Origin of the sequence: Achromobacter sp. (genome assembly GCF_050285585.1) — a bacterium.
Taxonomy (GTDB): Bacteria; Pseudomonadota; Gammaproteobacteria; order Burkholderiales; family Burkholderiaceae_B; genus Achromobacter.
The window spans coordinates 40,411-64,580 of record NZ_JBLZXF010000021.1; the positions used below are offsets into that span (position 1 = coordinate 40,411).

Annotated in this window: 20 protein-coding genes and 1 pseudogene; 16 read left to right on the forward strand and 5 right to left on the reverse strand. The window is 69.0% G+C overall.

What is annotated here, in order from left to right; all coding sequences use genetic code 11:
• Nucleotides 1–52 precede the first annotated feature (52 nt).
• The 7 genes and pseudogenes from ACN6PJ_RS22360 (at nt 53) to ACN6PJ_RS22390 (ending at nt 6,441) form a co-directional block, all read left to right on the forward strand.
• Nucleotides 53–1,627, forward strand: coding sequence for a DUF1800 domain-containing protein (locus ACN6PJ_RS22360; protein ID WP_427998000.1), 1,575 nt, complete (start codon nt 53–55; stop codon nt 1,625–1,627).
• A 14-nt stretch (nt 1,628–1,641) separates the two neighbouring features.
• Nucleotides 1,642–3,009 (forward strand): DUF1501 domain-containing protein, encoded by a 1,368-nt coding sequence (locus tag ACN6PJ_RS22365; protein ID WP_427998001.1) that lies wholly within the window; start codon nt 1,642–1,644, stop codon nt 3,007–3,009.
• A 534-nt stretch (nt 3,010–3,543) separates the two neighbouring features.
• Nucleotides 3,544–3,957 (forward strand): annotated as a pseudogene (locus tag ACN6PJ_RS22370) (REP-associated tyrosine transposase); the annotation flags it as partial.
• A 186-nt stretch (nt 3,958–4,143) separates the two neighbouring features.
• Nucleotides 4,144–4,605: an N-acetyltransferase family protein gene (locus ACN6PJ_RS22375; protein WP_427998049.1), complete on the forward strand. Its 462-nt coding sequence runs from the start codon at nt 4,144–4,146 to the stop codon at nt 4,603–4,605.
• A 112-nt stretch (nt 4,606–4,717) separates the two neighbouring features.
• Nucleotides 4,718–5,086, forward strand: coding sequence for a COG4315 family predicted lipoprotein (locus tag ACN6PJ_RS22380; protein WP_427998002.1), 369 nt, complete (start codon nt 4,718–4,720; stop codon nt 5,084–5,086).
• A gap of 25 nt (nt 5,087–5,111) precedes the next feature.
• The gene (locus tag ACN6PJ_RS22385) at nt 5,112–5,624 is read left to right on the forward strand and encodes an RNA polymerase sigma factor (protein WP_427998003.1); all 513 of its coding nucleotides are present in this window, start codon (nt 5,112–5,114) and stop codon (nt 5,622–5,624) included.
• A gap of 1 nt (nt 5,625) precedes the next feature.
• Nucleotides 5,626–6,441 (forward strand): anti-sigma factor family protein, encoded by an 816-nt coding sequence (locus ACN6PJ_RS22390; protein ID WP_427998004.1) that lies wholly within the window; start codon nt 5,626–5,628, stop codon nt 6,439–6,441.
• Here ACN6PJ_RS22390 and ACN6PJ_RS22395 read toward each other — a convergent pair.
• The 3 genes from ACN6PJ_RS22395 to atzF are packed head-to-tail and all read right to left on the reverse strand — an operon-like array spanning nt 6,420 to nt 12,684.
• A complete protein-coding gene (locus tag ACN6PJ_RS22395; protein WP_427998005.1) occupies nt 6,420–7,181 on the reverse strand; it encodes a GntR family transcriptional regulator in 762 nt (253 codons plus the stop codon). The genes ACN6PJ_RS22390 and ACN6PJ_RS22395 overlap by 22 nt on opposite strands.
• Complete coding sequence (gene uca, locus ACN6PJ_RS22400) at nt 7,178–10,816, reverse strand: urea carboxylase (protein WP_427998006.1); 3,639 nt, start codon at nt 10,814–10,816, stop codon at nt 7,178–7,180. The genes ACN6PJ_RS22395 and uca overlap by 4 nt, the downstream gene beginning before the upstream one ends.
• Before the next feature lie 35 nt (nt 10,817–10,851).
• On the reverse strand, nt 10,852–12,684 hold the full coding sequence (gene atzF, locus ACN6PJ_RS22405) for an allophanate hydrolase (protein ID WP_427998007.1): 1,833 nt from the start codon (nt 12,682–12,684) through the stop codon (nt 10,852–10,854).
• A gap of 360 nt (nt 12,685–13,044) precedes the next feature.
• Between atzF and urtA the strand changes: the two genes are divergently transcribed.
• The 9 genes from urtA (at nt 13,045) to ACN6PJ_RS22450 (ending at nt 21,926) form a co-directional block, all read left to right on the forward strand.
• Complete coding sequence (gene urtA, locus ACN6PJ_RS22410) at nt 13,045–14,298, forward strand: urea ABC transporter substrate-binding protein (RefSeq protein WP_427998008.1); 1,254 nt, start codon at nt 13,045–13,047, stop codon at nt 14,296–14,298.
• A 2-nt stretch (nt 14,299–14,300) separates the two neighbouring features.
• A complete protein-coding gene (urtB, locus tag ACN6PJ_RS22415; RefSeq protein WP_427998009.1) occupies nt 14,301–15,929 on the forward strand; it encodes an urea ABC transporter permease subunit UrtB in 1,629 nt (542 codons plus the stop codon).
• The gene (gene urtC / locus ACN6PJ_RS22420; protein ID WP_427998010.1) at nt 15,926–17,053 is read left to right on the forward strand and encodes an urea ABC transporter permease subunit UrtC; all 1,128 of its coding nucleotides are present in this window, start codon (nt 15,926–15,928) and stop codon (nt 17,051–17,053) included. The genes urtB and urtC overlap by 4 nt, the downstream gene beginning before the upstream one ends.
• On the forward strand, nt 17,050–17,889 hold the full coding sequence (gene urtD, locus ACN6PJ_RS22425) for an urea ABC transporter ATP-binding protein UrtD (RefSeq protein ID WP_427998011.1): 840 nt from the start codon (nt 17,050–17,052) through the stop codon (nt 17,887–17,889). The genes urtC and urtD overlap by 4 nt, the downstream gene beginning before the upstream one ends.
• A 1-nt stretch (nt 17,890) precedes the next feature.
• Nucleotides 17,891–18,589: an urea ABC transporter ATP-binding subunit UrtE gene (gene urtE / locus ACN6PJ_RS22430; protein WP_427998012.1), complete on the forward strand. Its 699-nt coding sequence runs from the start codon at nt 17,891–17,893 to the stop codon at nt 18,587–18,589.
• Nucleotides 18,590–18,624: 35 nt separating this feature from the next.
• The gene (locus ACN6PJ_RS22435; RefSeq protein WP_427998013.1) at nt 18,625–19,032 is read left to right on the forward strand and encodes a DUF2946 domain-containing protein; all 408 of its coding nucleotides are present in this window, start codon (nt 18,625–18,627) and stop codon (nt 19,030–19,032) included.
• A gap of 164 nt (nt 19,033–19,196) precedes the next feature.
• Nucleotides 19,197–20,735 (forward strand): PepSY domain-containing protein, encoded by a 1,539-nt coding sequence (locus ACN6PJ_RS22440; RefSeq protein WP_427998014.1) that lies wholly within the window; start codon nt 19,197–19,199, stop codon nt 20,733–20,735.
• Between the two features lie 65 nt (nt 20,736–20,800).
• Entirely contained in the window at nt 20,801–21,229 is a 429-nt protein-coding gene (arsC, locus tag ACN6PJ_RS22445) for an arsenate reductase (glutaredoxin) (protein WP_043544450.1), read from the forward strand.
• Nucleotides 21,230–21,320: 91 nt separating this feature from the next.
• A complete protein-coding gene (locus ACN6PJ_RS22450; RefSeq protein WP_427998015.1) occupies nt 21,321–21,926 on the forward strand; it encodes a phosphatase PAP2 family protein in 606 nt (201 codons plus the stop codon).
• Nucleotides 21,927–21,929: 3 nt separating this feature from the next.
• Here ACN6PJ_RS22450 and ACN6PJ_RS22455 read toward each other — a convergent pair whose 3' ends face one another.
• Entirely contained in the window at nt 21,930–22,910 is a 981-nt protein-coding gene (locus tag ACN6PJ_RS22455) for a Bug family tripartite tricarboxylate transporter substrate binding protein (RefSeq protein ID WP_427998016.1), read from the reverse strand.
• 89 nt (nt 22,911–22,999) lie between these two features.
• Entirely contained in the window at nt 23,000–24,085 is a 1,086-nt protein-coding gene (locus ACN6PJ_RS22460) for a tartrate dehydrogenase (protein ID WP_427998017.1), read from the reverse strand.
• Nucleotides 24,086–24,170 lie beyond the last annotated feature (85 nt).

Sequence of the window (24,170 nt, forward strand, 5' to 3'; positions counted from 1 at the left end):
CCGCCCGGGGCTTCAGTACCGTAGGTTTTCGCATTCGACGAGGTGCCTGCGCATGTCCGCTACGCCGTCAGCGGCTGCGCCGCAGTCCGCTGCTCCTTCTGCTTCCACCTTAGGCCGCCCCACCCCGGGCCAGGCCTCGCGCTTCCTGGCGCAGGCGACCTTCGGCCCCACGCCCGCCGACATCGACGCCGTGGTGCGCGACGGATACGCGGCATGGCTGGACGCGCAGCTGGCGCTCGCGCCGTCGCAGACGCACTTCGACTGGCTGCTGCAGCAAGGGAAGAACACCGAGGAGTTCAAGGGCAACGGCATCAACGCGCCGCTGGAATCCACCCTGTGGCGCAAGTTCATCAGCGCCCCGGACCAGGTGCGCACGCGGGTGGCGTTCTCGCTGTCGGAGATCTTCGTGGTGGGGGTGTCCTCGATCACCGCATCGTGGCCGCTTTTCGGCGCGGCGGGATTCATGGACCTGCTGGCCGAGCACGCCCTGGGCAACTACGAGGAGTTGCTGGCGGCGGTCAGCCAGAACCTGTCCATGGGCTGCATGCTGACCTACCGCGGCAATCGCAAGGAAGACCCCAAGACGGGCCGCCATCCCGACGAGAACTACGCCCGCGAAATCATGCAGCTGTTCAGCATCGGCCTGCTGGAGCTGGAGCCGGACGGCTCGGTCAGGATGGTCAACGGCGCGCCCGTGGAAACCTATTCCAACGCGGACGTGCAGGGGCTGGCCAAGGTCTTCACCGGCTGGGACATCAACGGCCCGGAAACGGATGTGGAGTTCCATCGCCGGCCGATGGCGCTGAACAACGCGCTGCACTCGATGGCCGAGAAGCGCTTCCTGGGCGCCGTCATTCCCGCGGGTACCGACGGCCACCTCTCGCTCAAGCGCGCCGTCGAAGTCATCAGCGCGCATCCGAACGTGGGGCCCTTCATCGGCACGCAACTGATCCAGCGGCTCGTCACCAGCAACCCCAGCCCTGCCTACGTCGGACGCGTAGCGGCCGCCTTCGACGACGACGGCGCGGGCAGGCGCGGCAACCTGAAGGCCGTGGTGCGCGCCATCCTGCTGGATCCCGAGGCGCGCAATCCGGACCTGGCCGCGCCGGACTGGGGCAAGGTGCGCGAGCCCATCCTGCGCTTTTCGGGATGGGCCAGGGCTTTCGGCGCCCGGTCCGTCAACGGCGCCTGGGCCATGCCCGACACCACCGACAACACGATACGGCTGGCCCAGAGCCCCATGCGCTCGGCCAGCGTCTTCAACTTCTTCCGTCCGCGCTACGTGCCCCCGGTGACGGAGCTGGCGCGCCGGAACCTGGTGGCGCCCGAACTGCAGATCACCGACGAAACCAGCGTTGCCGGCTACCTGAACTTCCTGGCGATCTATGTCGACCGCGGCTGGGAAGACCTGCAGACCCCGTATACGGCCGAGATCGCCCTGGCGCGCGACCCGGCGGCGCTGGTGGCGCGGGTTGCGCTGCTGTTGGCGGGCGACGCGTTCTCCGGCCAGACCGCCGCCGCGATCGCCCAAGCCGTGTCCTCGATCCCGCCCGAACGCCCCCGCGACCGGGTGCGCGCCGCCATCACGCTGGTCGCCGCCAGCCCCGAATACCTGGTGCAGAAATGAACCGCGGCCCGACGATGAAAGGCTCCTCCCGTCGCGAATTCCTGCTGCGCGCGTGCGCGCTGGGCGCGAGCCACGCGGCTGCGCCGCTGGCGCTGAACCTGGCGGCGCTGGGCGCCGCGGCGGCGCAGTCCGCGCCGGGCGACTACAAGGCGCTGGTCTGCGTGTTCCTGTATGGCGGCAACGATCCCTACAACTCCGTGGTCCCCTACGATGCCGCGGCGTACCGGGCCTATGCCCAGGCGCGCGGCGACATCGCGCTCGCGCGCGATGCCTTGCAGGCGACGGTCCTGCGCGGCAAGGAGGCCGCCGCGGGCGGAGCGCAATTCGCGCTGGCGCCGTCCCTGGCGCCGCTCAAGCCCCTGTACGAGGCCGGCGACATGGCGGTGCTGCTGAATATCGGCCCGCTGGTCGTGCCGACGACGAAGGCCGAATACATCGGCGCCCGCGTGCCCCTGCCACCCAAGCTGTTCTCGCACAACGACCAGCAATCGTACTGGCAGGCGCTGGCGCCGGAGGGCGCGTCATCCGGCTGGGCGGGCCGGCTGACGGATCTGTTCGCCAGCGCCAATGCGCAACGCACGTTCACGGGCATCACGGCGGGCGGCAGCACCGTGCTGCTCGCCGGCCGCCAGGTCGCGGGCTACCGCGTCGGCATCCACGGGTCGACCCGCATGGAACTGCTGACGCGCGATATGTATGGCTCCAGCGACTGCACCGCGCTGCTGCGCAAGCTGATCACCCAGCCGCGCGAGCACCTGATGGAGCGCGAGCTGTCGCGCATCGCCGCGCAGTCCATCGACGCCGACGCGAAGCTGCGGGCCGCCCTGGCCGACGTGGCGGTGCCCGGGGACTTTTCGTCGCCCCTGGCCCAGCAACTGAAGATCGTGGCCCGCATCATCGGCGCCCGGCAGGCGCTCGGGGCGCGGCGCCAGGTGTTCTTCGTCTCGCAGAACGGCTACGACAACCACGCCGGCCTGAACGACACCCACCCGGCGCTGCTGCGCGAACTGGGCCAGTCGCTGGCCGCCTTCCAGCATGCGCTGTCCGCGATGGGCGTGGCGGACCGCGTCACGACATTCACCGCGTCGGAATTCGGCCGCACGCTCGGATCGAACGGAAACGGGTCCGATCACGGCTGGGGCTCGCATCATTTCGTACTGGGCGGCGCGGTCAAGGGCGGCCGCTATTACGGCCAGCATCCCGAGATCGCCCGGGACGGTCCCGGCTTCGTCGACAACGGGCGGCTGCTGCCCACGCTTGCCGTGGACCAGCTCGGCGCGGCGCTGGGCGGTTGGTTCGGCGCCAGCCGCAGCGACCTGGCCCTGGTCTTCCCCAACCTCAAGCATTTCGGCCCTGAACCGCTGGCCTTGTTCGAGGGCTGATGGGTTGCGCGCGTTCGACGGCTGGTTCTTGCCACGATCTTTTCGCGCTACACCCATCCTACAGATCGTGGGATGGATATGGCGCAAGACACGCTAAAGAAGCACCCAGCCCCCAAGCGCGCGTAACCCATCTGGCAATGCAGCCATGTCAGGAATCGCGAAAGACATGATGGCTTACGCACATTCGACGCCGCGATTCTTGCCACCCTGTTTCCGCGCAGTACCCGACGAACCGTAGGATGGGTGCAGCGCGAGACACGCTAAAGAAGCACCCAACCCCCAAGCGCGCGCAACCCATCTGGCAATGCAGCCATGTCAGGAATCGCGAAAGACATGATGGCTTACGCACATTCGACGCCGCGATTCTTGCCACCCTGTTTCCGCGCAGTACCCGACGAACCGTAGGATGGGTGCAGCGCGAGACACGCTAAAGAAGCACCCAACCCCCAAGCGCGCGTAACCCATCAATCCCCTCGGTCATCCACGGTGGACCTTTGCGTCATCAGCCGGTACCGACGTCGCGCGCGGAAACCTATGCTGCCTGATTCATGGAGGAGTCGGGATGACTGCGTACAGGCGCCTTTACCTGCCAGGCGGCACTTATTTTTTACCGTGGCGGTGCACGAGCGCGGAAGCCAGCATTTGGTGCAGCGCGCCGCGCTGCTGAAGGCCTGCGTGCGCGCCGAGCAGCGGCTCGCGCCGTTTTCCATTCTGGCCGCCGTCATCATGCCGGACCATCTCCACATGGTCTGGCGCTTGCCGGAAGGCGATAGCGACTACCCGAACCGCTGGCGCCGCATCAAGACCCGGTTCTCGCGCGCGCTACCCCGGCTCGGGCCCTTTGCGGCCGCCGGCCGGGCGGGTCGCGGCGAACGCGGAATCTGGCAAAGACGGTATTGGGAACATGCCGTGCGCGGCGAAGCAGAACTGGCCGCCTGCATCAACTATGTCCACTTCAATCCGGTCAAGCACGGCTACGCAGATCGGCCGGAGGACTGGCCCCATTCCACCTATCGCGCCTGGCAAGACCGCCAATGGCGATGTTCCCCCTTTGCGACTTCCGCCCGCCGGTTCTATAAACTTGATCGACGGACGGATCCGACCGTCCGCCGACCATCCACCGGCAATGCTTCCATGACATCTCCTGCCCTGACGCTGCGGCCCGCCACCGAGGACGACCTTCCCTTCCTGCTTGCCCTGCGCAAGGCCACCATGACCGAACACCTGCGGCGCGCCGGCGCGCGGGACGACGATGAACACCACCTGGCGCGGATCCGTCACCGCTTCGAGGACGCGCACATCGTCTGGGCGGATGGCCGTCCTGCGGGGCTGTTCAAGGCGTCGCGGGAGGCCGCCGACTGGCGCGTCGTGCAGATCCAGATCGCCCCCGCCTTCCAGGGCCAAGGCCTGGGGCGGCGCCTGCTGTCCGCGTTGCTGGAGCAAGCCGACGCGCGGGGAGCGTCCGTCACCCTGAGCGTGCTGCAGGGCAATCCCGCCCGCCGGCTCTACGAATCCCTGGGTTTCACCCCCGTCGAGGAAAAGGAACAGGAAACCGAAATGCGTTACCGGCCCGGCATGGCCCCGCCGGCCGCCTGACCGGGCGTTTTCCCGCCTTCGGAATTTTTTGCCGTGGAACGGGAATAACTCAAGGGCCGGCAGCGTCTGTTGGAGGCAGTCCCCCAAACTTTCCCTATCCGCGAGGCACACCATGCGCAAACACATCGCCGCAGCCCTGGCCCTAAGCTCCGCCGCCCTGTTCTCGGCCGGCGTCCACGCCCAGGCAGTCAAGACCCAGAATGGCATCCTGGTCAACAGCGCCGGCATGACGCTCTATACCTTCGACAAGGACTCGGGCGGCAAGAGCGCCTGCAACGACCAGTGCGCCAAGATCTGGCCGCCCGTCATGGCCGGCGCCGACGCCAAGCCCATGGGCGACATGACCGTCATCACCCGCGACGACGGCTCCAAGCAATGGGCCAGCAAGGGCAAGCCGCTGTACACGTATGCCAAGGACGCCAAGGCTGGCGACAAGACCGGCGACAACTTCAAGGAAGTCTGGCACGTGGCCAAGCCCTGATCCGGCTCCGCCCACGCCGTACACCATGCGCGCCGAAGACGAAGCCCTGATACTGGCCTGCATCCCCAGCCTGCGGCGCTATGCCCGCGGGCTGACGGGCGACCCCCATCGGGCCGACGACCTGGTACAGGACACGCTGGAGCGCGCATGGAGCCGTTATTCGCGCTGGCAGCGGCGCGGAGAACTGCGCGCCTGGATGTTCGGCATCATGCACAACCATTTCATCGACGGGATGCGCTCCGCCAACCGGCGGGCGGACCAGACCGCCGCGGGCGAACTGCCCGACGTGCCGGTTCGCGCCACCCAGGCGGACCACCTGGAGGTGCGTGACCTGGACCGCTGCCTGCAAGCCCTGCCCGCCGAGCAGCGGGAAGTCCTGCTGCTGGTGTGCGTGGAAGACCTGTCCTATCAGGAAACCGCCCAGATACTGGACGTGCCGATGGGCACGGTTATGTCGCGCCTGTCGCGCGCCCGCGAAAAACTGGGCGCGCTGATGCAGGGGCGCGATGCCGGCAACCGGCTCCACCGCGTGAAATGACATGAACGACATACGCCTCCACCCGGCGCCCGCCACGGGCACCCCCATTACCGAAGCCGACCTGCATGGCTACGCCGACGGCCAGTTGCCGCCGGCGCGCCACGCCGAAGTCGAGGCATTTCTCGCCTCCCATCCGCATGACCAGACACGCGTGGACGCCTGGAAGGAACAGCGGCGCGCGCTGCACGCCCTGCTGGACCCGGTGCTGGACGAGCCGCTGCCCCTGCGGCTGCCGCTGGCGCCGCCCGCGCGCCGCTGGCCCTGGCGCGCCCTGGCCGCCGGCGTGGCGGTCGCGGCAGCCAGCGCGAGCCTGGCCTGGACCGTCCGCGGCGCGATGGACGCGCGCCATCTGCAGGCGGTGCTGGCCACCGCCGCGCCGGACCGCGCGGCGGGCGGCTATGCGCAGCGCGCCGCCATCGCGCACGCGGTCTACGCGCCCGACATGGGCCGCCCCGTGGAAGTCGGGGTCGACAACGAAAAAGGCCTGGTGACCTGGCTGACCAAGCGCATGGGCGCGCCCGTGCGCGCGCCTTCCCTGTCCCAGGCCGGCTACGAACTGATGGGCGGCCGCCTGCTGCCCGGCGGAGCGGGGCCGGTCGCGCTCTTCATGTATGGCGCCGCCGACGGACAGCGGCTGACGCTGTACGTCACGCGCGAGGCGGCGGGCGAACAGACGGCGTTCCAGTTCACCCAGGAAGGGCCCGTCCGCGTCTTCTATTGGGTCGAGGGAACGTTCGGCTACGCGCTGTCCGGCGCGGTCAGCCGGGAGGAATTGCAGCGCGTCTCGCAGGAAGTCTACCGGCAGTTGCAGGGGTGAGTTGGGGGGAGGAGCCTGCCCCGCTCCTTCGCCTCGTGCAGCATGTGCAGCGTGATCCTGCGGACCTCGGCCTTGCTCATGCCGATGTGGGAGCGCAGCATGCGCGAGGCCTCGCCGGCCCGGCGCGCCAGCACCGCGCGCAGGATGGCCGCGTGCTCTTCGTAGGTGGCGTCCACGCGGAAATCCTTGGTGAAATCCAGGCGCCGCACGATGCGGATTTTCTCGGTCACGTCGCGGTGGATCTGCGCCATCTCGGGGTTGCCCGCGGCGGCGACGAGCGAGCAATGGAAGGCCTCGTCCAATTGCGCCACCAGGCGGCCGTCCAGGATGCGCTGCGCGGGCGGCGCCAGCCACACATCCGCGAGCGCGCCCAGCATGCCCACCTCGTCCATCCGCTCGCGCGCGCACAGCTTTTCCACGGCCGCCTGCTCCAGCACCACGCGCACGTCGTACAACGCCTCGAAACGCTCGAGGTCGAAGGGCCGCACCTGCCAGCCGCTGCGCGACTGCGCCAGCACGAAGCCCTCGCGTTCCAGCCGCGCCAGCCCTACCCGGACCGGCGTGCGGCTGACCCCCAGCCGCGCCGCCAGGTCAGCCTCGGTGAAACGTTCGCCCGGCAGCATGCGGAAATCGAACAGGTCGTCCTTCATGCGCAGGTAGACCTGGTCCGCCAGCGAGCCGGCGAGGACCGGCGCCTGCCGGATGGACGGGCCGATCCGCGCAGATTCCCGGGCCATCATCCGGCCACGGCGCAGGCAGCGTCTTCGGCCAGCACGATCAATGGATCGCCGGCGTTCACCGGCTTGCCGGGCGTGCAGCGGATCGCGGTGACGATGCCCGACGCGGGCGCGATGACAGACAGCTCCATCTTCATGGCCTCGACGACCACCAGCGTATCGCCGGCCGAAACGCTCTGCCCGACCCGCACCGGAATCTTCCAGATATTGCCGCACATATCGGCGCTGATCAGGCGCTCGCCGTCGCGCAGTTCGGCGTCCGTCTCTGACATCGGAGCCTCGGGTTCCACAGCGGGCGCCTCGGTTTTCCATAGCGCGGCCTCGGCGTCGAAGGCGGACTTCTGGCGCGTCTGGAACGCGGCAATGCTGTCCGCCTGCTCCTCCAGGAAGCGCCGGTGGGCCGCGAAGTCGAACACTTCCTCCTCTATGCGCACGGTGGCGCGGCCCGCGCGGAAATCCTCGCGCAGGCGCTCCAGTTCGGCCTCGGCGACCGGATAGAAGCGCACCTGATCGAAAAAGCGCAGCAGCCAGGGCTTGCCGTCCTGGAATGCCGGATTCTTCAGGAACTTGTTCCAGATCGGCAAGGTGCGGCCGACCAGTTGATAGCCGCCGGGAGAATCCATGCCATAGATGCACATGTAGACCCCGCCTATGCCCACCGTGCCCTCCGCCGTGTAGGTGCGCGCAGGGTTGTACTTGGAGGTCAGCAGGCGATGGCGCGGATCGATGGGCACCGCGCAAGGCGCGCCCAGGTAGACGTCGCCCAGGCCCATAACGAGATAGCTGGCGTCGAAGACGATGCGGCGCACGTCCTCGCGCCGGGCCAGGCCGTTGATGCGCCGGATGAAGTCCACGTTATTCGGCAGCCAGGGCGCGCTCGCGCGCACGGTCTCCTGGTAACGCCGCACGGCGCCCAACGTGGCCGAATCCTCGAAAGCCATGGGCAGGTGCACGACCCGCGTGGGCACCTTCAGGTTGGCCACGTCGGCCAGGCCCGCCTCGATCTCCAGCAGGCGGCCGATCAGGCGGTCCTGGGCGATGACGCTACTGTCGTAGCGGATCTGCAGCGAACGCACGCCCGGCGACAGCTCCAGCACGCCGGCCACCGGATCGGCATGCAGCGCCTCCATCAGCAGGTGGATGCGCATGCGCAGCGCCAGGTCCAGCACATTCTCTCCGTACTCCAGCAGCAGGTAGCCGTCGCCCGCTTGCCGGTACGACACCGACGGACGGCCGCCCTCGGCCGGCAAGGCCGCCACGATGGCCTCGGACACGGTCGCGGGCGCCGGTGACGCGCCGGTCGTCGCGGGCGTCACGGCCGCCAGTTCCGCCACGCTGCGCTCCTGCGCCTGCTCCATCGCCACGGCCCGCGCGTAGTCGATGCGCACGAAACGGATGCGGTCGCCGGGCTTGACCTGGCCGACCTTCCACAGCTCCGCGCGCGCAATGGTCGCGGGGCAGACGAAGCCGCCCAGACTGGGGCCGTCGCGCGTCAGGATGACGGGGCTGTCGCCCGTAAAGTTGATGCTGCCGATGGCGTATTCGCAGTCGTGGATATTGGACGGATGCAAGCCGGCCTCGCCGCCGTCCTCGCGCGCCCATTGGGGTTTGGGGCCGATCAACCGCACGCCCAGCCGGTTGGAGTTGTAGTGCACTTCCCAATCGGCGGCGAAGAAGGCATCCATGGCTTCGGGCCGGAAGAAGTCCGGCGCCCCATGCGGTCCGTAAAGCACACCGATTTCCCAGGTGTCGCCGTAGGCGGGAATCAGCGCCGCCGGCGCGGCCCGCGGCGCCGTGGCGGGCGGGGCCGCGTTCGCGTCCGGCAGCTCCGGGCGCACCAGGGGCAGCATGTCGCCCACGCGCAGCGTGCGGCCTGCATGACCGCCGAACTGGCCCAGCGCGAACGTCGAGCGGCTGCCGAGGTAGACGGGCACGTCCAGACCGTTGCGCACGGCCAGGTAGCTGCGGCAGCCCGACAGCGCCCGGCCGGTGGCGAGCACCTGGCCGGAGCGCACGGCAACCGGCTGCCACATCGGCACCGGTTCGCCGTCTAACGTAGCCGCGCATACCGCGCCCGTCAGCGCCACCACGGCGTCTCCATGGAAACGCAGGGTGGGCCCCGCCAGGGTCGTCTCGATTCCCGCCGCGTCGGGCGCGTTGCCGACGATGCGGTTGGCCATGCGGAACGCATAGTCGTCCATGGGCCCGGATGGCGGCACGCCGATGTCCCAGTACCCGGTGCGCCCCGGATAATCCTGCACGCTGGTATAGGTGCCGGCCTCCAGCACCTCGATCGCCAAAGGCCGATAGGCGAAGCCTTCCAGGAAGCGCGTGGAAATCTCGCCGGCGCGAAAACGCGCGTCGGCCGCGATCTGCCGCAGATAGTCCAGGTTGGTGGCGATACCGTGCAAGCGCGTCCTGGCCAGCGCGTCGGACAGCTTGTCCAGCGCGGCCTCGCGCGTGTCCGCGCGCACGATCAGCTTGGCCAGCAGCGGGTCGTAGAAGGCCGGCACTTCGGTCCCGGTCTCGACCCAGCCGTCCACCCGCACGCCATCCGGAAAGCAAACCTCCGTCAGCACACCCGGCGACGGCTGGAACTGGCGCAGCGGATCTTCGGCATACAGCCGCACTTCGATCGAAGCGCCCTGCGGCGCGCGCGACATGGCGGCGAAGTCCAGCGGCTCGCCCGCGGCCACGCGCAGCATGCATTCCACCAGGTCCAGGCCGGTGACTTCCTCCGTCACCGGATGCTCGACCTGCAGGCGGGTGTTCACCTCCAGGAAGTAGAAACTATCGCGCGCGGGGTCGTAGATGAACTCCACCGTGCCGGCCGAGCGGTAGTTGACCGAAGCTCCCAGCTGCACGGCCGCCGCGTGCAGCGCCGCGCGCGTGGCGGCGGGCAGCAACGGCGCGGGCGTTTCCTCGATGACTTTCTGGTTGCGTCGCTGCACCGAGCAGTCCCGTTCGCCCAGCGCCAGCACGCGGCCGGCGCCGTCGCCGAAGATCTGCACCTCGACGTGGCGGGCGTTGTCCACATAGCGTTCCAGGAAGGCGCCGCCATCATGGAAAAAGTGCTCGCCCATGCGCTGCACGCTGTCGAAAGCCACCGTCAGTTCGGCCTCGTTATCGCAGCGCGACAGACCTATGCCTCCGCCGCCCGCCGTGCTCTTGAGCATCACCGGATAGCCGATGCGCTCGGCCTGCGACAGGGCCTCGCCCAGGCTGGACAGCAGGCCGGTGCCGGGCGTCATCGGCACGCCGGCCGCGGCGGCCAGTTCGCGGGCACGGTGCTTCAATCCGAATTCGCGGATCTGGAGAGGCGTGGGACCCACGAACGCGATGCCCGCCGCCTCGCACGCCTGGGCGAATTCGGCGCTCTCGGACAGAAAGCCGTAGCCGGGATAGATGGCCTGGGCGCCGTGCTCGCGCGCAGCGGCCAGCAGCAGGTCCATGCGCAGATAGCTGTCGGCCGCTTTTTCGCCGCCCAGCGCCACGGCCACGTCCGCCGCGCGCACGTGCGCCGCGTTGCGGTCCGGATCGGAATAGACGGCCACGCTGCGGATGCCCAGGCGCTTGAGGCTGCGGATGGCGCGGACGGCGATTTCGCCGCGGTTGGCGATCAGAACGGTATCGAACACGGTTCGGCTCCCTGGAGTGTCTGGTGTCTGGCGGATTAGCGGGGCGAGGCGTCGAGGCTGGCCAGGTAGGCCCGCCAGCCGCCGAACGCGGTGATGTCGCGCGCGCCGTCCAGGCCGCGCGGTTCGCAGATGAAGCCCTTGACCAGGCGGCCGTCCTCCAGCTCCAGCGTGCCTATGCCCAGCGGCGCGGGGATCTCGGCCACGAAAGCGCCGAAGGCCGACAGCGGCACGTCCCATAACTCGACCTCGATGGGCGCGCCCGCCGCCGACTTCACCAGCCCAGGCTTGGGCGGCGCGGTATTGGCCAGCGCGTACAGCCGGTAATCGCCCGCGGTCCGCGTCTTCTCGACGAACACGGCGCCGCGCGAAGTCAGCTGGTGGTTCAGCGGCATGCCGGTGAGGTGCGCGCCCACGACCGACACCCGCACGGAATCCGAGGTCCCGTCAGGCCCGGAGCCCAGCGGGGGCAGGGGCGCGCCGGTCGCGCCCAGCGGCAGGCCGCGGCGGGCCTGCCACCGGCGCCCGAACCGCGCCAGCGCGGCGTCCTGCCAGGCCGGGCCGATCAGCGTGATACCCGCGGGCAGGCCGTCCTCGCGCATGCCCGCGGGCACGGCCAGCGCCGACAGGTCCGCCAGGTTGGCGAAGTTGGTATAGACGCCCAGCCGCGAGTTCAGCTCGACGGGATCGGCCTGCAATTGGGCGATGGTGTAGATGGATGGCGCGGTCGGCACGACCAGCGCGTCGAATCCCTCCAGCGACCGCTGGATCCGCCGCGACAGCTCCGCGCGCCGGTACTCGGCCTTGAACGCGTCCAGCGCGCTGTAGCGCGACGCCTGCTCGACGATGCCGCGCACTACCGGGTGTATGGCGTCCGGCATCCTGCTCCACAAGCTTTCCACCGCGGCGAAGCGCTCGGCCACCCAGGGCCCCGAATACAGCAAGGCGGCCAGCTCGCCGAAAGGCGCGAAATCGATCGCCTCCACGGTCGCGCCATCCTCGCGCAAGGCGCGCACGGCCTCTTCAAAAGCGGCCGCCGCTTGCGCATCGCCGAAGAATTCCAGTTGCGCGGGGACGGCCAGCCTGGGGGCCTCGGGCCAGCGACGCGCGGCGTCGGCCGGCCGCGGCCGCGAATAGGGATCGCGCTCGTCGTAGCCGCCCGCGATGCCCGCCACGAGCTCGGCGTCGTCCACCGTCAGCGCGAATACCGACACGCAATCCAGCGTGCGGCATGCCGGCACCACGCCCGCCGTGCTCAGCCAGCCCCGGGTGGGCTTCAGGCCGACGATATTGTTGAAACCGGCCGGCACGCGGCCCGAGCCCGCGGTATCCGTGCCCAGCGAGAACGCCGCCAGGCCGCGCGCCACCACGGACGCGGAACCGGAACTGGACCCGCCGCTGATGTACTCCGGCTTGAAGGCGTTGGCCACCGCGCCCAGCGGCGAACGCGTGCCCACCAGCCCGGTGGCGAACTGGTCCAGGTTGGTCTTGCCCACCAGGATGGCGCCCGCCGCGCGCAGACGGCGCACGACGGTGGCGTCCTCGTCGGGCACATAGGCGAATTCCGGGCAGGCAGCGGTGGTGGGCCAGCCGGCGGCATCGATGTTGTCCTTGATGGCGAAGGGAACGCCATACAGCGGCAGGCGCGCCAGGTCGCCGTCCACGGACGCGAGCCGGCCGCTCAGCGCCTCCAGCTGCCGCGCAAGCGCTGCGCCGTCCAGGCGGCTGATCCAGGCATGGTCCGAGGGGTCGCCGCGCTCGGCCCATGCGGCCAATAGCGTTTCGGGCGTCGCGCCTTCTTCGCGATAGGCGGCCTGCCACTGCGCGATCGTCCACCCCCTGGGGCCCTTCTGCGTTGCCACGGCGTTCATGCTGGAATCCTTTCTTGTATACAAGTACGGATTCCCAAGCAATCGGCGTGCCATGTCCGCCGCGCCCCCTTCTCTCCCTCTGAACCCCGCGTCGCGCGCCGCCGGCGTGCCGCGCGCGGGCCGGACGCCCGCACCGACAGCGGGCATTCCCCGCACCCATGTTGTGCGTGCGGCACCAGCTTGATCCTCGCCGCCGCCCGCGCGGCGCATGGCCGCCCGCGCCCCGCTGCCTCCCCTTTATATGGTGGACCGCGCGTTGCGCCGCGGTTGGCACGGGTTTTGCTTTGAAGTCCTGCGTTGTCGAGTGTTGCTCAGATCGTTCCCGCCGGCCGGGCCGGCGCATTCCATTCAGGAGTCATCATGAAACGCAGACTAGCCCTCAAGCAACTGACCGCCGTGAGCCTGTTGGCCATGTCCGGCTGGATGCCGCAGGTACACGCCGCCGCAGACACCATCAAGGTCGGCATCCTGCATTCCCTGTCGGGCACGATGGCCATCTCGGAGACGTCGCTGAAAGACGTTGCCCTGATGGCCATCGAAGAGATCAACGCCAACGGCGGCGTGCTGGGCAAGAAGCTCGAACCCGTGGTGGTGGATCCTGCCTCGAACTGGCCGCTGTTCGCCGAAAAATCGCGACAGCTCCTGTCCCAGGACAAGGTCGCGGTGGTCTTCGGCTGCTGGACCTCGGTATCGCGCAAGTCCGTGCTGCCCGTGTTCAAGGAGCTGAACGGCCTGCTTTTCTATCCCGTGCAATACGAAGGCGAGGAGCTGGAGAAGAACGTGTTCTATACCGGCGCCGCGCCCAACCAGCAAGCGATTCCCGCCGTCGAATACCTGATGAGCGAGGACGGCGGCGGCGCGAAGCGCTTCGTGCTGCTGGGCACGGACTACGTCTACCCGCGAACCACCAACAAGATCCTGCGCGCCTTCCTGCACGCCAAGGGCGTGAAGGACAGCGACATCGACGAGGTCTATACGCCCTTCGGCCATTCGGACTACCAGACCATCGTGGCCAACATCAAGAAGTTCGCCACGGGCGGCAAGACGGCGGTGGTATCCACCATCAATGGCGATTCCAATGTGCCCTTCTACAAAGAACTGGGCAATGCCGGCCTGAAGGCCACCGACGTGCCGGTGGTGGCGTTCTCGGTCGGCGAGGAAGAGCTGCGCGGCGTCGACACCAAGCCGCTGGTGGGGCACCTGGCCGCGTGGAACTATTTCGAATCGATCAAGAACCCCGTGAACCAGGACTTCATCAAGAAGTGGAAGGCCTACGCCCAGGCCAAGAACCTCCCCAATGCCGGCACGGTCGTGACCAACGACCCCATGGAAGCCACCTACATCGGCATCCATATGTGGAAACAGGCAGTCGAACAGGCCAAGAGCACCGACGTCGACAAGGTGATCGCCAGCATGGGCGGACAGAAGTTCGACGCGCCCGACGGCTACACCATCGAAATGGACAAAACCAATCACCACTTGCACAAGCCGGTCTACATCGGCGAGATCCGGGCGGACGGCCAGTTCAACGTGGTGTGGAAGAGCAAGGGCCCGATCCGCGCCCAGCCCTGGAGTCCGTATATCGCCGGCAACGAAAGCAAACAGGGCCTGTAGCCATGCGCATCGCGGCAATCGCACACTTCCTGCGCCGTTTCCTGCTGGGCTGGCTGCTGGCCATGCCGCTGCTGAGCGCGCCGGCGCCTGCGGCCGGCATCGACCCGGCGCTGCTCGCGCCGCTGGCCGGCGACGACACGGACGCCAAGCTGCGGGCGATTGCCGCGCTGGGCCTGCTGCCCGACCCCGGCGGCGCGGCGGTCTTGCAGGCGCTGGGCAATGAGCAGCTCTACGCAACGGCCGACGGCCGCGTGCTGATCGGCGACGGCGCGCGCGCCACCGACCCCGCCACGGGCGCCGCCGTCGATCTGCCCGCGGACGCGGGCGCCATCGGCATCAACAACCGGCTGCGGCGGGCCATCGAAGCGGCGCTGGCGGGTTTGCGCCTGTACTCCGCCGATGCCCGCGAACGCCTGGCCGCCGCCCGCAGGCTGCAGCAGGCGGGCGACCCCGCGCGCCTGCCGATGCTGGAAAAGGCGCTGGCGGCCGAAAAGCACGACGAGGTGCGCGCCGCGCTGGAGATCGCGGTCGCCAACCTGGAACTCAAGAGCGCCGACCCCGCGGTGCGCCGCCACGCGGTCGAACTGCTGGGCCGCACCGGCAACCCCGCCTTCCGCCCGACGCTGGCCGCGATCGCGCGGCAATCCGACGGTCCCCAGGCCGAACCGGACGCGGCAGTGCGCGAGGCAGCGACCCACGCGCTGCGGCGGATCGACCGCCACCTGGCGACGATAGCGTGGGCCGGAAATCTCTTCTACGGCATCAGCCTGGGCAGCGTCCTGCTGCTTGCCGCCCTCGGCCTGGCCATCACGTTCGGCCTGATGGGCGTCATCAACATGGCGCACGGCGAACTGCTGATGATCGGCGCCTACGTGACCTATGTGGCGCAGGCGCTGTTCCGCGCCTGGCTGCCGGGCTGGATGGACTGGTACGTGCTGGCCGCGCTGCCGCTGGCCTTCATCGTCACCGCGCTGGTGGGCATGGCGCTGGAGCGCACCGTCATCCGCTGGCTCTACGGCCGGCCGCTGGAAACGCTGCTGGCCACCTGGGGAATCAGCCTGATGCTGATGCAGGGCGTGCGCACGCTGTTTGGCGCGCAGAACGTGGAAGTGGGCAACCCCGGCTGGATGTCCGGCGGCATCACGGTGCTGGACGGCCTGGTGCTGACCTACAACCGCCTCGTGATCATCGGCTTCGCGCTCTTCGTCGTGTTCCTCGTCTGGGCGCTGTTGAACCACACCCGCCTGGGCCTGTTCGTGCGCGCCATCACGCAGAACCGCCGCATGGCCGATTGCGTGGGCGTGCCCACCGGCCGCGTGGACATGCTGGCCTTCGGACTGGGCTCGGGCATCGCCGGGCTCGCGGGCGTGGCGCTATCCCAGCTGGGCAATGTCGGGCCGGACCTGGGCCGCGCCTACATCGTGGATTCCTTCATGGTGGTGGTGCTGGGCGGCGTGGGCCAGCTGGCCGGCACCGTCATCGCCGCGCTGGGCCTGGGCGGCGTCAACAAATTCCTGGAACCCTACGCCGGAGCCGTCATGGCCAAGATCACCATCCTGGCGCTCATCGTGCTGTTCGTGCAGAAGCGGCCGCAAGGCCTGTTCGCCCCGCGCGGCCGGAGCGTCGAATGAAACAGACCGCGCTGACCGATCTGCGCCTCCTGGCGCGCCGCCCGCTGTATTCGGGCCGGGCCTGGGCCGCCCTGGGCGCGGGGGCCGCCGCGCTGGCCCTGCTGCCGCTGCTCAACCTGGCGTTTCCGCCAGGCCACGCGCTGCACGTTTCCGCCTACGCGGTGGCCCTGCTGGGCAAATTCATGTGCTACGCCATGGCGGCGCTGGCGCTGGACCTGGTGTGGGGCTACGCCGGCATCCTGTCGCTGGGCCATGGCCTGTTCTTCGCGCTGGGCGGCTACGCGCACGGCATGTATCTGATGCGCGCCATCGGCCGCGACGGCGTCTACCAGAGCGACCTGCCGGACTTCATGGTGTTCCTGGACTGGAAGGCCTACCCCTGGTACTGGTCCTTCACCGAGCACTTCTGGTATGCCATGCTGCTCGTCGTGCTGGTGCCCGGCCTGCTGGCCTTCGTGTTCGGCTACTTCGCCTTCCGTTCGCGCATCAAGGGCGTGTACTTCTCCATCATCACGCAGGCGCTGACCTTCGCCGCGATGCTGCTGTTCTTCCGCAACGACACCGGTTTCGGCGGCAACAACGGCTTCACCGACTTCAAGCGCATCCTGGGCTTCGACATCACCGCGCCCGGCACGCGCGCGGCGCTGTACTGGATCACGCTGGCGGCGCTGGCCGGCGCGCTGGTCCTGGCGCGCGCGGTCACGCAGAGCAAGCTGGGCCGGGTGCTGACCGCCGTGCGCGATTCCGAAAGCCGCCTGCGCTTCATCGGCTACGACCCGCTGGGCTTCAAGCTGTTCGTATGGACGCTTTCGGCCGTGCTCTGCGGCGTCGCGGGCGCGCTCTACGTGCCCCAGGTCGGCATCATCAACCCCAGCGAAATGTCCACCGAGACCTCCATCGAAATGGTGATCTGGGTCGCCACCGGCGGGCGCGGCACGCTGGTCGGCCCCATCATCGGCGCAGGCGCGGTCAACGGCCTGAAGACCTGGTTCACGAGCGTGCTGCCGGAGTTCTGGCTGTACGCGCTGGGCCTCATCTTCGTGCTGGTGACGCTGTTCCTGCCCGCCGGCATCGTCGGCCTGGCGCGCCGCCTCGCCGCCCGGTTCCAGGAGACAAAGGCATGACGAGCACGCACACCGAATCCGCCATGCTGGAAGGCGGTCCCAGCGGCGAGGCCGGCTACGGCCGCGTCAGTCCCGGCGGCCTGGACACCAGCCACGGCGCCATTCTCTACCTGGAAGGCATCACGGTCAGCTTCGACGGCTTCAAGGCGCTCAATGACCTGACGCTGGACATCGGCGTGGGCGAGCTGCGCTGCATCATCGGACCCAATGGCGCGGGCAAGACCACGATGATGGACGTGATCACGGGCAAGACGCGCCCCGCGTCGGGCACCGCCTACTTTGGTCAGAGCATCGACCTGACCACGCTGAACGAAGCCCAGATCGCGCATGCCGGCATCGGGCGGAAGTTCCAGCGCCCCACCGTGTTCGAACAGCACACCGTCTTCGAGAACCTGGAGCTCGCGATGAAGACCGACAAGCGCGTGCGTCCCACGCTGTTCTCCCGCCTGAGCGGCGAACAGGCCGACAAGATAGGCGAGACGCTGGATCTGATCCGGCTGCGCCCCGAGGCCGCCCTGCCGGCCGGGCTGCTGTCGCACGGCCAGAAGCAATGGCTGGAGATCGGCATGCTGCTGATGCAGGAGCCGCAGTTGCTGCTGCTGGACGAGCCCGTGGCCGGGATGACGGACGCCGAGACCGAACGCACCGGCGAACTGCTGAACGAATTGCGCGGGCGCCATTCGCTGATGGTCGTGGAGCACGACATGGACTTCGTCAACCAGATCGCCGGCGGCGGCAAGGTCACGGTGCTGCACGAGGGCTCGGTCCTGGCCGAAGGGCCGATGAGCAAGGTCCAGGCCGATCCGCGGGTCATCGAAGTCTATCTGGGGCGCTGACATGCTGGACGTGAACGCGATCGACCAATACTACGGCGGCAGCCACACCTTGCGCGGCGTATCGCTGTCCTTGCGGCAGGGCGAGTGCCTGGCGCTGCTGGGCCGCAACGGCGTGGGCAAGACCACGCTGCTCAAATGCCTGATGGGCGTGCTGCCGGTGGCGCGCGGCCACATCGCCCTGGGCGGCGAAGACATCACGCGGCTGGCGCCGCACCAGCGCGCCGCGCGCGGCATGGCCTACGTGCCGCAGGGCCGCGACATCTTCGCCCGCCTTACGGTGCAGGAGAACATCCTGATGGGCATGGCCTCCAAGCCGGCCGCCCGCGCGCGGCGCATCAAGGAAGAAGTGTTCGAGCTGTTCCCGGTGCTCGCGGACATGCTGTCGCGCCGCGGCGGCGACCTGTCCGGCGGGCAGCAGCAGCAACTGGCGATCGCGCGGGCGCTGGTGGCCGAGCCCAGGCTCATCATCCTGGACGAGCCCACGGAAGGCATCCAGCCGTCCATCATCAAGGACATCGCCCGCGTCATCCACATGCTGCGGCGGCGCGGCGACATCGCCATCCTGCTGTGCGAGCAGTACTTCGACTTCGCCCGCGAGCTGGCGGACCAGTTCGTGGTGCTGTCGCGCGGCGAGGTGGTGGCGCGCGGCGGCCGCGGCGACATCGACGGGGAAGACGTGCGGCGGCACCTGTCGGTATAGGGACCGGCCGGGCCGCTCCGATATAATCGTCGGCCATGCGCTCCGCAAGCTTCCTGACCCGCCCGGCCCTCTGGATCGCGCTCGCCGCCGTCCTGTGGGCGTCGCTTGCGCCTTCGCTGGCGCACGCGCTGGGCATGGCCCACGAAGGCGGGACGAGCCAGCGCATCAGTGTCGAGTACTGCGCGGCCGAAGGCGCGGCCCGGGTGACCCTGGATGTGCGCGGCGACGACCATGGCGCAGGCCAGGACGGCGCGCACGGCGACGGCCAGCATTGCCCGTTCTGCCGCAACCCGCAAGCGGGCGCGGGCATCCTGCCCGCTCCCGTCCCGGTGCTGCCGGTCCCGCCCGCCCGCAGCGCCAGCTATCCGCCGCTGTTCTTCTCCGCGACGCAATCCCTCCACGCCTGGAGCGCGGCCCGGCCGCGCGGCCCTCCCGCGGCTTGACCCGACGCGGCCGGCCGCCCGCAGGCGGAACGGCCGGGTCCCCGCCGAACCCCGATCGCCGCGCGCCTGGACGCCGGCATGATCCCGTCGGCCTCCTGCGCCCGCATCCGCTCCGCTTCGCGCGAGCCGCCGCGCGCATGCCGGTCCGCTACCCGAGAGTTTCCATGAGCGCCAGCACTTCCCGTTCGACCGCAAGCCGGGCCGCCGCCCCGCCGCTTTCCGCCCGCGCAAAGCGCTGGCTCTACCTCACGCACCGCTGGGCCGGCGTGGTGCTGTGCCTGTTCTTCGCCATGTGGTTTCTCTCCGGCATGGTCATGATGTATGTGGGCTACCCGAAGCTCGCGCAGCAGGAGCGGCTGGCCCATCTGGCCCCGCTGGATGCGGCGGCCATCGCCGTGACGCCGGCCCAGGCCCTCGCGGCGGCGGGCGCCAGCGACGCGTCCGGCCTCAGCCTGGCCGCCGCGCGCGGCGGCGCGCCCGTCTACGTGGTGCCCGGAAGCAAGCGCCAGGCGCCCAAGGTGGTGGACGCCGCCACCGGCGCGCTCCTGCCCGCCGCCGACGCGTCGGCGGCCCGGGCCACGGCGGCGGCCTGGTTCGGCGGGCAATATGCGGCGCGCTACGGCGGCACCGTGGACGAGGACGCCTACACCCATTCGCGCGCGCTCGACCCGGACCGCCCGCTGCACAGGGTGGACATGGACGACCCGGCGCGCACGCGCCTGTACGTGTCCTCCGCCACCGGCATGGTGGTGCTGGACGCCACGCGATCCGAACGCCTGTGGAATTACGCCGGCGCGTGGATCCATTGGCTGTACCCGTTCCGCGGCAACGCGCTGGACCCCTGGTGGCACGACATCGTCGTATGGCTGTCCGTGGCCGGGGTGACGGTCGCGCTCACGGGCACGGTCGTCGGCGTGCTGCGCTGGCGCTTCTCGCGCCCATACGCGAGCGGCAGCCGCTCGCCGTACCGCGAGTCCATGATGCGCTGGCACCACCTCAGCGGCCTGTTCTTCGCCCTTATCACCATCACCTGGATCTTCAGCGGGCTGATGTCGATGAATCCGTGGAAACTCTTTACCGGCAACGCCGCGCCGCTTGCGCTCTCCGCGTACGCCGGCGAACCCGGAACCGCCTCGGCCCTGGCCCCGCCCCGGACGCTGATCGCGGCCCTGCCCGCTCCGCCCCGCGAACTGACCTGGACCCGCGTGGACGGCCGCGGCCTAGTGCTGGCGCGCAGCGGGCCCGGCGCGCCGCAAGTGCTGTCCGCCCGCGACGCGGCGCCATATGTCTTCGACGAGGCCGCGTTGCGCGACGCGGCTGCGCGCCTGCTGCCCGGCGCGCCGTTGCGCGGCATCGAGGTGCTGAACGCCTATGACCTCTACTACTATGCGCGCGATGCGCACGCCATGCTGGGGCATATCGAAAAACCGCTGCCGGCCTGGCGTCTGACTTTCGGCGACCCGCAAGCGACCTGGGTGTACCTGGATCCGAAGACGGGCCGGATCCTGGGGCGCCAGGATCGCGGCGCCCGCGCCAGCCGCTGGCTGTTCGCCTTTCTGCACAGTTGGGACTGGACCGGACTGCTGGCCCGCCGCCCGCTCTGGGACGCCCTGCTGATCTTCCTCAGCCTGGGCGGCGCGGCGCTCAGCCTGACCGGTGTGGTCATCGGCTGGCGGCGCCTGGGAAAAAAGCTGCGCGCCTGAAGCGCGGGCGCGGATGCACTATGCTCATTGCCTCGCAAGACGATTCACCGGAAAGAGGAGCCTCCATGTCCGACGTAACCATCTATCACAACCCCAAGTGCGGCACCTCCCGCAACACCCTGGCCATGATCCGCAACGCCGGTATCGAGCCCGACGTGGTGCTGTACCTGGAAACCCCGCCGTCGCGCGAAACGCTGAAGGCGCTGTTCAAACGGGCCGGCATTGGCGTGCGCGACGCCCTGCGCGAAAAAGGAACGCCCTACCAGGAATTGGGGCTGGACGACGCCTCCCTCTCCGACGACGCGCTGCTCGACGCCATCGAACAGCATCCCATTCTGCTGAACCGCCCCTTCGTTTCGACGCCGCTGGGCGCCCGCCTGTGCCGCCCCTCGGAACTCGTGCTGGACATTCTTCCGGCGCCTCAGCAAGGCGCCTTCACCAAGGAAGACGGCGAGGCCGTGATCGACGCGCAGGGTAAACGCATCCAGAAGTAAAACCACGGGATTCGGCGCATTTTGTAAGCGGACTGACGGGAATCCTCATTACCATCGCGGCTATTGGTTTGTTACGCCGCAATGACGTGTCATGAATTTCCTGGAAAGCCTCAACCAGTCCCTTTTTCTCCTGGCCAACGCCGATCCCGGCTCGCCCGTATGGCGGATCCACGCCGCCATGCTGGTGGCCAACAGGCTGATCCTGTTCGTTCCCTGCGCGCTGGCCGCGGCCTGGCTGTGGGGCGGCGACGCGCAGCGCAACCTGGCGCTTAAGGCGCTGGCCGGCATCGCGCTGGCATTGTTCGCCAGCTACTTGTGCGGCGCGCTGTGGCCGCATCCCCGCCCGTTCGTCATCGGGCTGGGACACGCCTTCTTCCCGCATGCCGCGACCTCGTCCTTCCCCAGCAACCACACCATCATCATCGCCACCCTGGCCTTCACGCTGATCTTCGACCGGCGCTGGGCCGGCCTGGGCTGGACCGCCCTGGCGCTGGCCGCGCTGGTCGGCGCGTCGCGGGTCTACCTCGGCGTGCACTTCCCCCTGGACATTGCCGGCGGGCTGGCGCTGGCGCCGCTTGCCGCGGGCATCGCCTTGCCGGTATGGAGCCGCGCGGGCGCTCCGCTGACCGCGGCCGTACTAGGCCTGTATCGCAAGGTGCTGGCCCTGCCGATCGCCCGCGGCTGGATACGGGCGTGACGCTCAGTTGATGGCCACCTTGGCGTCCTTGACCAGCTTGGCGTAGTTCTCGGTATCGGCGCCGATCCGGGCCTTCATTTCGGCCGGGCTGTCGCCGATGGGCACTGCGCCGATCTCCGCCATCCGCCGCGAGAAATCCGGCGAGCGGATGATCTTCACCATTTCCGCGTTAAGCCGGTCGACCACGTCCTTGGGCGCGGCGGCCGGCGCCAGCACGCCGAACCACGTGCCCATGTCGAACGGCTTCAGGCCCGCCTCTTCCATCGTGGGCACGTCGGGCAGCGCCGCCGAGCGCTTGTTCGTGGTCACGGCCAACGCCCGCAGCTTGCCGCTCTGGATGTGCGCAAGCACCGGCGTCACCGTATCGAACGACATGTCGATCTGGCCGCCCAGCAGGTCGGTGGTCAGGGGGCCGCTGCCCTTGTAGGGCACGTGCAGCAGTTTCACGTGGCCCTCCTTTTCGAACTGCGAGCCGATCAGGTGCTGGCCGGTGCCCATGCCATTCGATCCGTAGGTGAGCTTGCCGGGCGCTGCCCGCGCCATCGCCAGCAGCCCCTGCACGTCCTTGGCGTCCAGCCTGGGGTTCACCACCAGCACGTTGGGCACCAGGGCTACGGTGGTGACCGGCGCGAAGTCCTTCTGGAAATCGTAGTGCAGGCTCTTGTAGACGCTGGTGGCGATCGTATGGTGCACCGCGCCCATCAGCAGGGTATAGCCGTCGGGCGCCGCTTTTGCCACGTAGTCCGCGCCCAGCGTCGACCCCGCTCCGGGCTTGTTCTCCACCACCACCGGCTGGCCCAGGCTCTTGGCCAGTTCCTGTCCCAGCGCGCGGGCCAGGACGTCCGTGGTTCCGCCCGCCGGAAAGGGCACGACCAGGTTGATCGGCCGCGCAGGATAGGACTGCGCCGACGCCCCGCCCGCGAAGGAGAGGCTGAACAGGCAGGCGAGCGCCAAGGCGCGCGCGGAAACGGCTTTCTGATGCATGGTTGTCTCCTGGATACGAATGGATTTCGCTTCTTGTTCTTGCCGCGAGGCGGCGCGGGAGAAGGTCTGCGCCCCGTCCCGCAACACGGCTAGGCCGCCTTCGCCGGCGCCAGCGCGGCCAGCTTCGCGCAGACCGCCTCCGTGACCTGTGCGGTGGTCGCGCGGCCGCCCAGGTCGCCCGTGTGCAGCGCCGGATCCGCGGTCACGCTTTCGATCGCCTGCATCAGCCGGGCCGCCGCCTGGGTCTCGCCCAGGTGCTCCAACAGCATGACCACGGACCAGAAGGTGCCCACCGGATTCGCCAGCCCCTTGCCCATGATGTCGAAGGCGGAACCGTGGATCGGTTCGAACATGGACGGGTAGCGGCGCTCGGGATCGATGTTGCCGGTGGGCGCGATGCCCAGGCTGCCCGCCAGCGCCGCGGCCAGATCGCTGAGGATGTCTGCGTGCAGATTGGTGGCGACAATGGTGTCCAGCGATGCCGGACGGTTCACCATGCGGGCCGTGGCGGCGTCGACCAATTCCTTGTCCCAGGCGACGTCGGGAAATTCGCGGCTGACCTGCAGCGCGATCTCGTCCCACATCACCATGGCGTGGCGCTGCGCGTTGGATTTCGTGATCACCGTCAGCAGCTTGCGCGGCCGCGATTGCGCCAGCTTGAAGGCGAAGCGCAGGATGCGCTCCACGCCGGCGCGGGTCATGATGGACACGTCCGTGGCGGCCTCGATGGGATGGCCCTGGTGCACCCGGCCGCCCACGCCCGAATACTCGCCCTCGGAATTCTCGCGCACGATCACCCAGTCGAGCTGCTCCGGCCCGCAGCGCTTGAGCGGCGCGTCGATGCCCGGCAGGATGCGCGTCGGGCGCACGTTGGCGTACTGATCGAAGCCTTGGCAGATCTTCAGCCTCAGGCCCCACAGCGTGATGTGGTCTGCGATGTGCGGATCGCCGGCGGAGCCGAACAGGATCGCGTCCTTGTCGCGCAGCGCGTCCAGCCCGTCGGCGGGCATCATCGCGCCGTGCTTGCGGTAGTAGTCGCCGCCCCAGTCGAAATCCTGGAACTCGAACCGCAGGCCGCCCTGCCCCGCCAGTTCTTCCATGATCCGCCGCCCGGCGGGAATCACTTCCTTGCCGATGCCGTCGCCGGGGATGGTTGCGATGCGATAAGTCTTCATGTGCCGACAAGGCTCCTTGCTGGTGAGGGTCTGTCGGCACTGTACCGAGGCGGTCGCGTCACGACCGCAGCGGAATTCAAAACTA

Coding starts and splice junctions, on each gene's coding strand:
- ACN6PJ_RS22360 (WP_427998000.1), top strand. CDS start 53: ATGTCCGCTACGCCGTCAGCGGCTGCGCCGCAGTCCGCTGCTCCTTCT.
- ACN6PJ_RS22365 (WP_427998001.1), top strand. CDS start 1,642: ATGAAAGGCTCCTCCCGTCGCGAATTCCTGCTGCGCGCGTGCGCGCTG.
- ACN6PJ_RS22375 (WP_427998049.1), top strand. CDS start 4,144: ATGACATCTCCTGCCCTGACGCTGCGGCCCGCCACCGAGGACGACCTT.
- ACN6PJ_RS22380 (WP_427998002.1), top strand. CDS start 4,718: ATGCGCAAACACATCGCCGCAGCCCTGGCCCTAAGCTCCGCCGCCCTG.
- ACN6PJ_RS22385 (WP_427998003.1), top strand. CDS start 5,112: ATGCGCGCCGAAGACGAAGCCCTGATACTGGCCTGCATCCCCAGCCTG.
- ACN6PJ_RS22390 (WP_427998004.1), top strand. CDS start 5,626: ATGAACGACATACGCCTCCACCCGGCGCCCGCCACGGGCACCCCCATT.
- ACN6PJ_RS22395 (WP_427998005.1), bottom strand. CDS start 7,181: ATGATGGCCCGGGAATCTGCGCGGATCGGCCCGTCCATCCGGCAGGCG.
- atzF (WP_427998007.1), bottom strand. CDS start 12,684: ATGAACGCCGTGGCAACGCAGAAGGGCCCCAGGGGGTGGACGATCGCG.
- urtA (WP_427998008.1), top strand. CDS start 13,045: ATGAAACGCAGACTAGCCCTCAAGCAACTGACCGCCGTGAGCCTGTTG.
- urtB (WP_427998009.1), top strand. CDS start 14,301: ATGCGCATCGCGGCAATCGCACACTTCCTGCGCCGTTTCCTGCTGGGC.
- urtC (WP_427998010.1), top strand. CDS start 15,926: ATGAAACAGACCGCGCTGACCGATCTGCGCCTCCTGGCGCGCCGCCCG.
- urtD (WP_427998011.1), top strand. CDS start 17,050: ATGACGAGCACGCACACCGAATCCGCCATGCTGGAAGGCGGTCCCAGC.
- urtE (WP_427998012.1), top strand. CDS start 17,891: ATGCTGGACGTGAACGCGATCGACCAATACTACGGCGGCAGCCACACC.
- ACN6PJ_RS22435 (WP_427998013.1), top strand. CDS start 18,625: ATGCGCTCCGCAAGCTTCCTGACCCGCCCGGCCCTCTGGATCGCGCTC.
- ACN6PJ_RS22440 (WP_427998014.1), top strand. CDS start 19,197: ATGAGCGCCAGCACTTCCCGTTCGACCGCAAGCCGGGCCGCCGCCCCG.
- arsC (WP_043544450.1), top strand. CDS start 20,801: ATGTCCGACGTAACCATCTATCACAACCCCAAGTGCGGCACCTCCCGC.
- ACN6PJ_RS22450 (WP_427998015.1), top strand. CDS start 21,321: ATGAATTTCCTGGAAAGCCTCAACCAGTCCCTTTTTCTCCTGGCCAAC.
- ACN6PJ_RS22455 (WP_427998016.1), bottom strand. CDS start 22,910: ATGCATCAGAAAGCCGTTTCCGCGCGCGCCTTGGCGCTCGCCTGCCTG.
- ACN6PJ_RS22460 (WP_427998017.1), bottom strand. CDS start 24,085: ATGAAGACTTATCGCATCGCAACCATCCCCGGCGACGGCATCGGCAAG.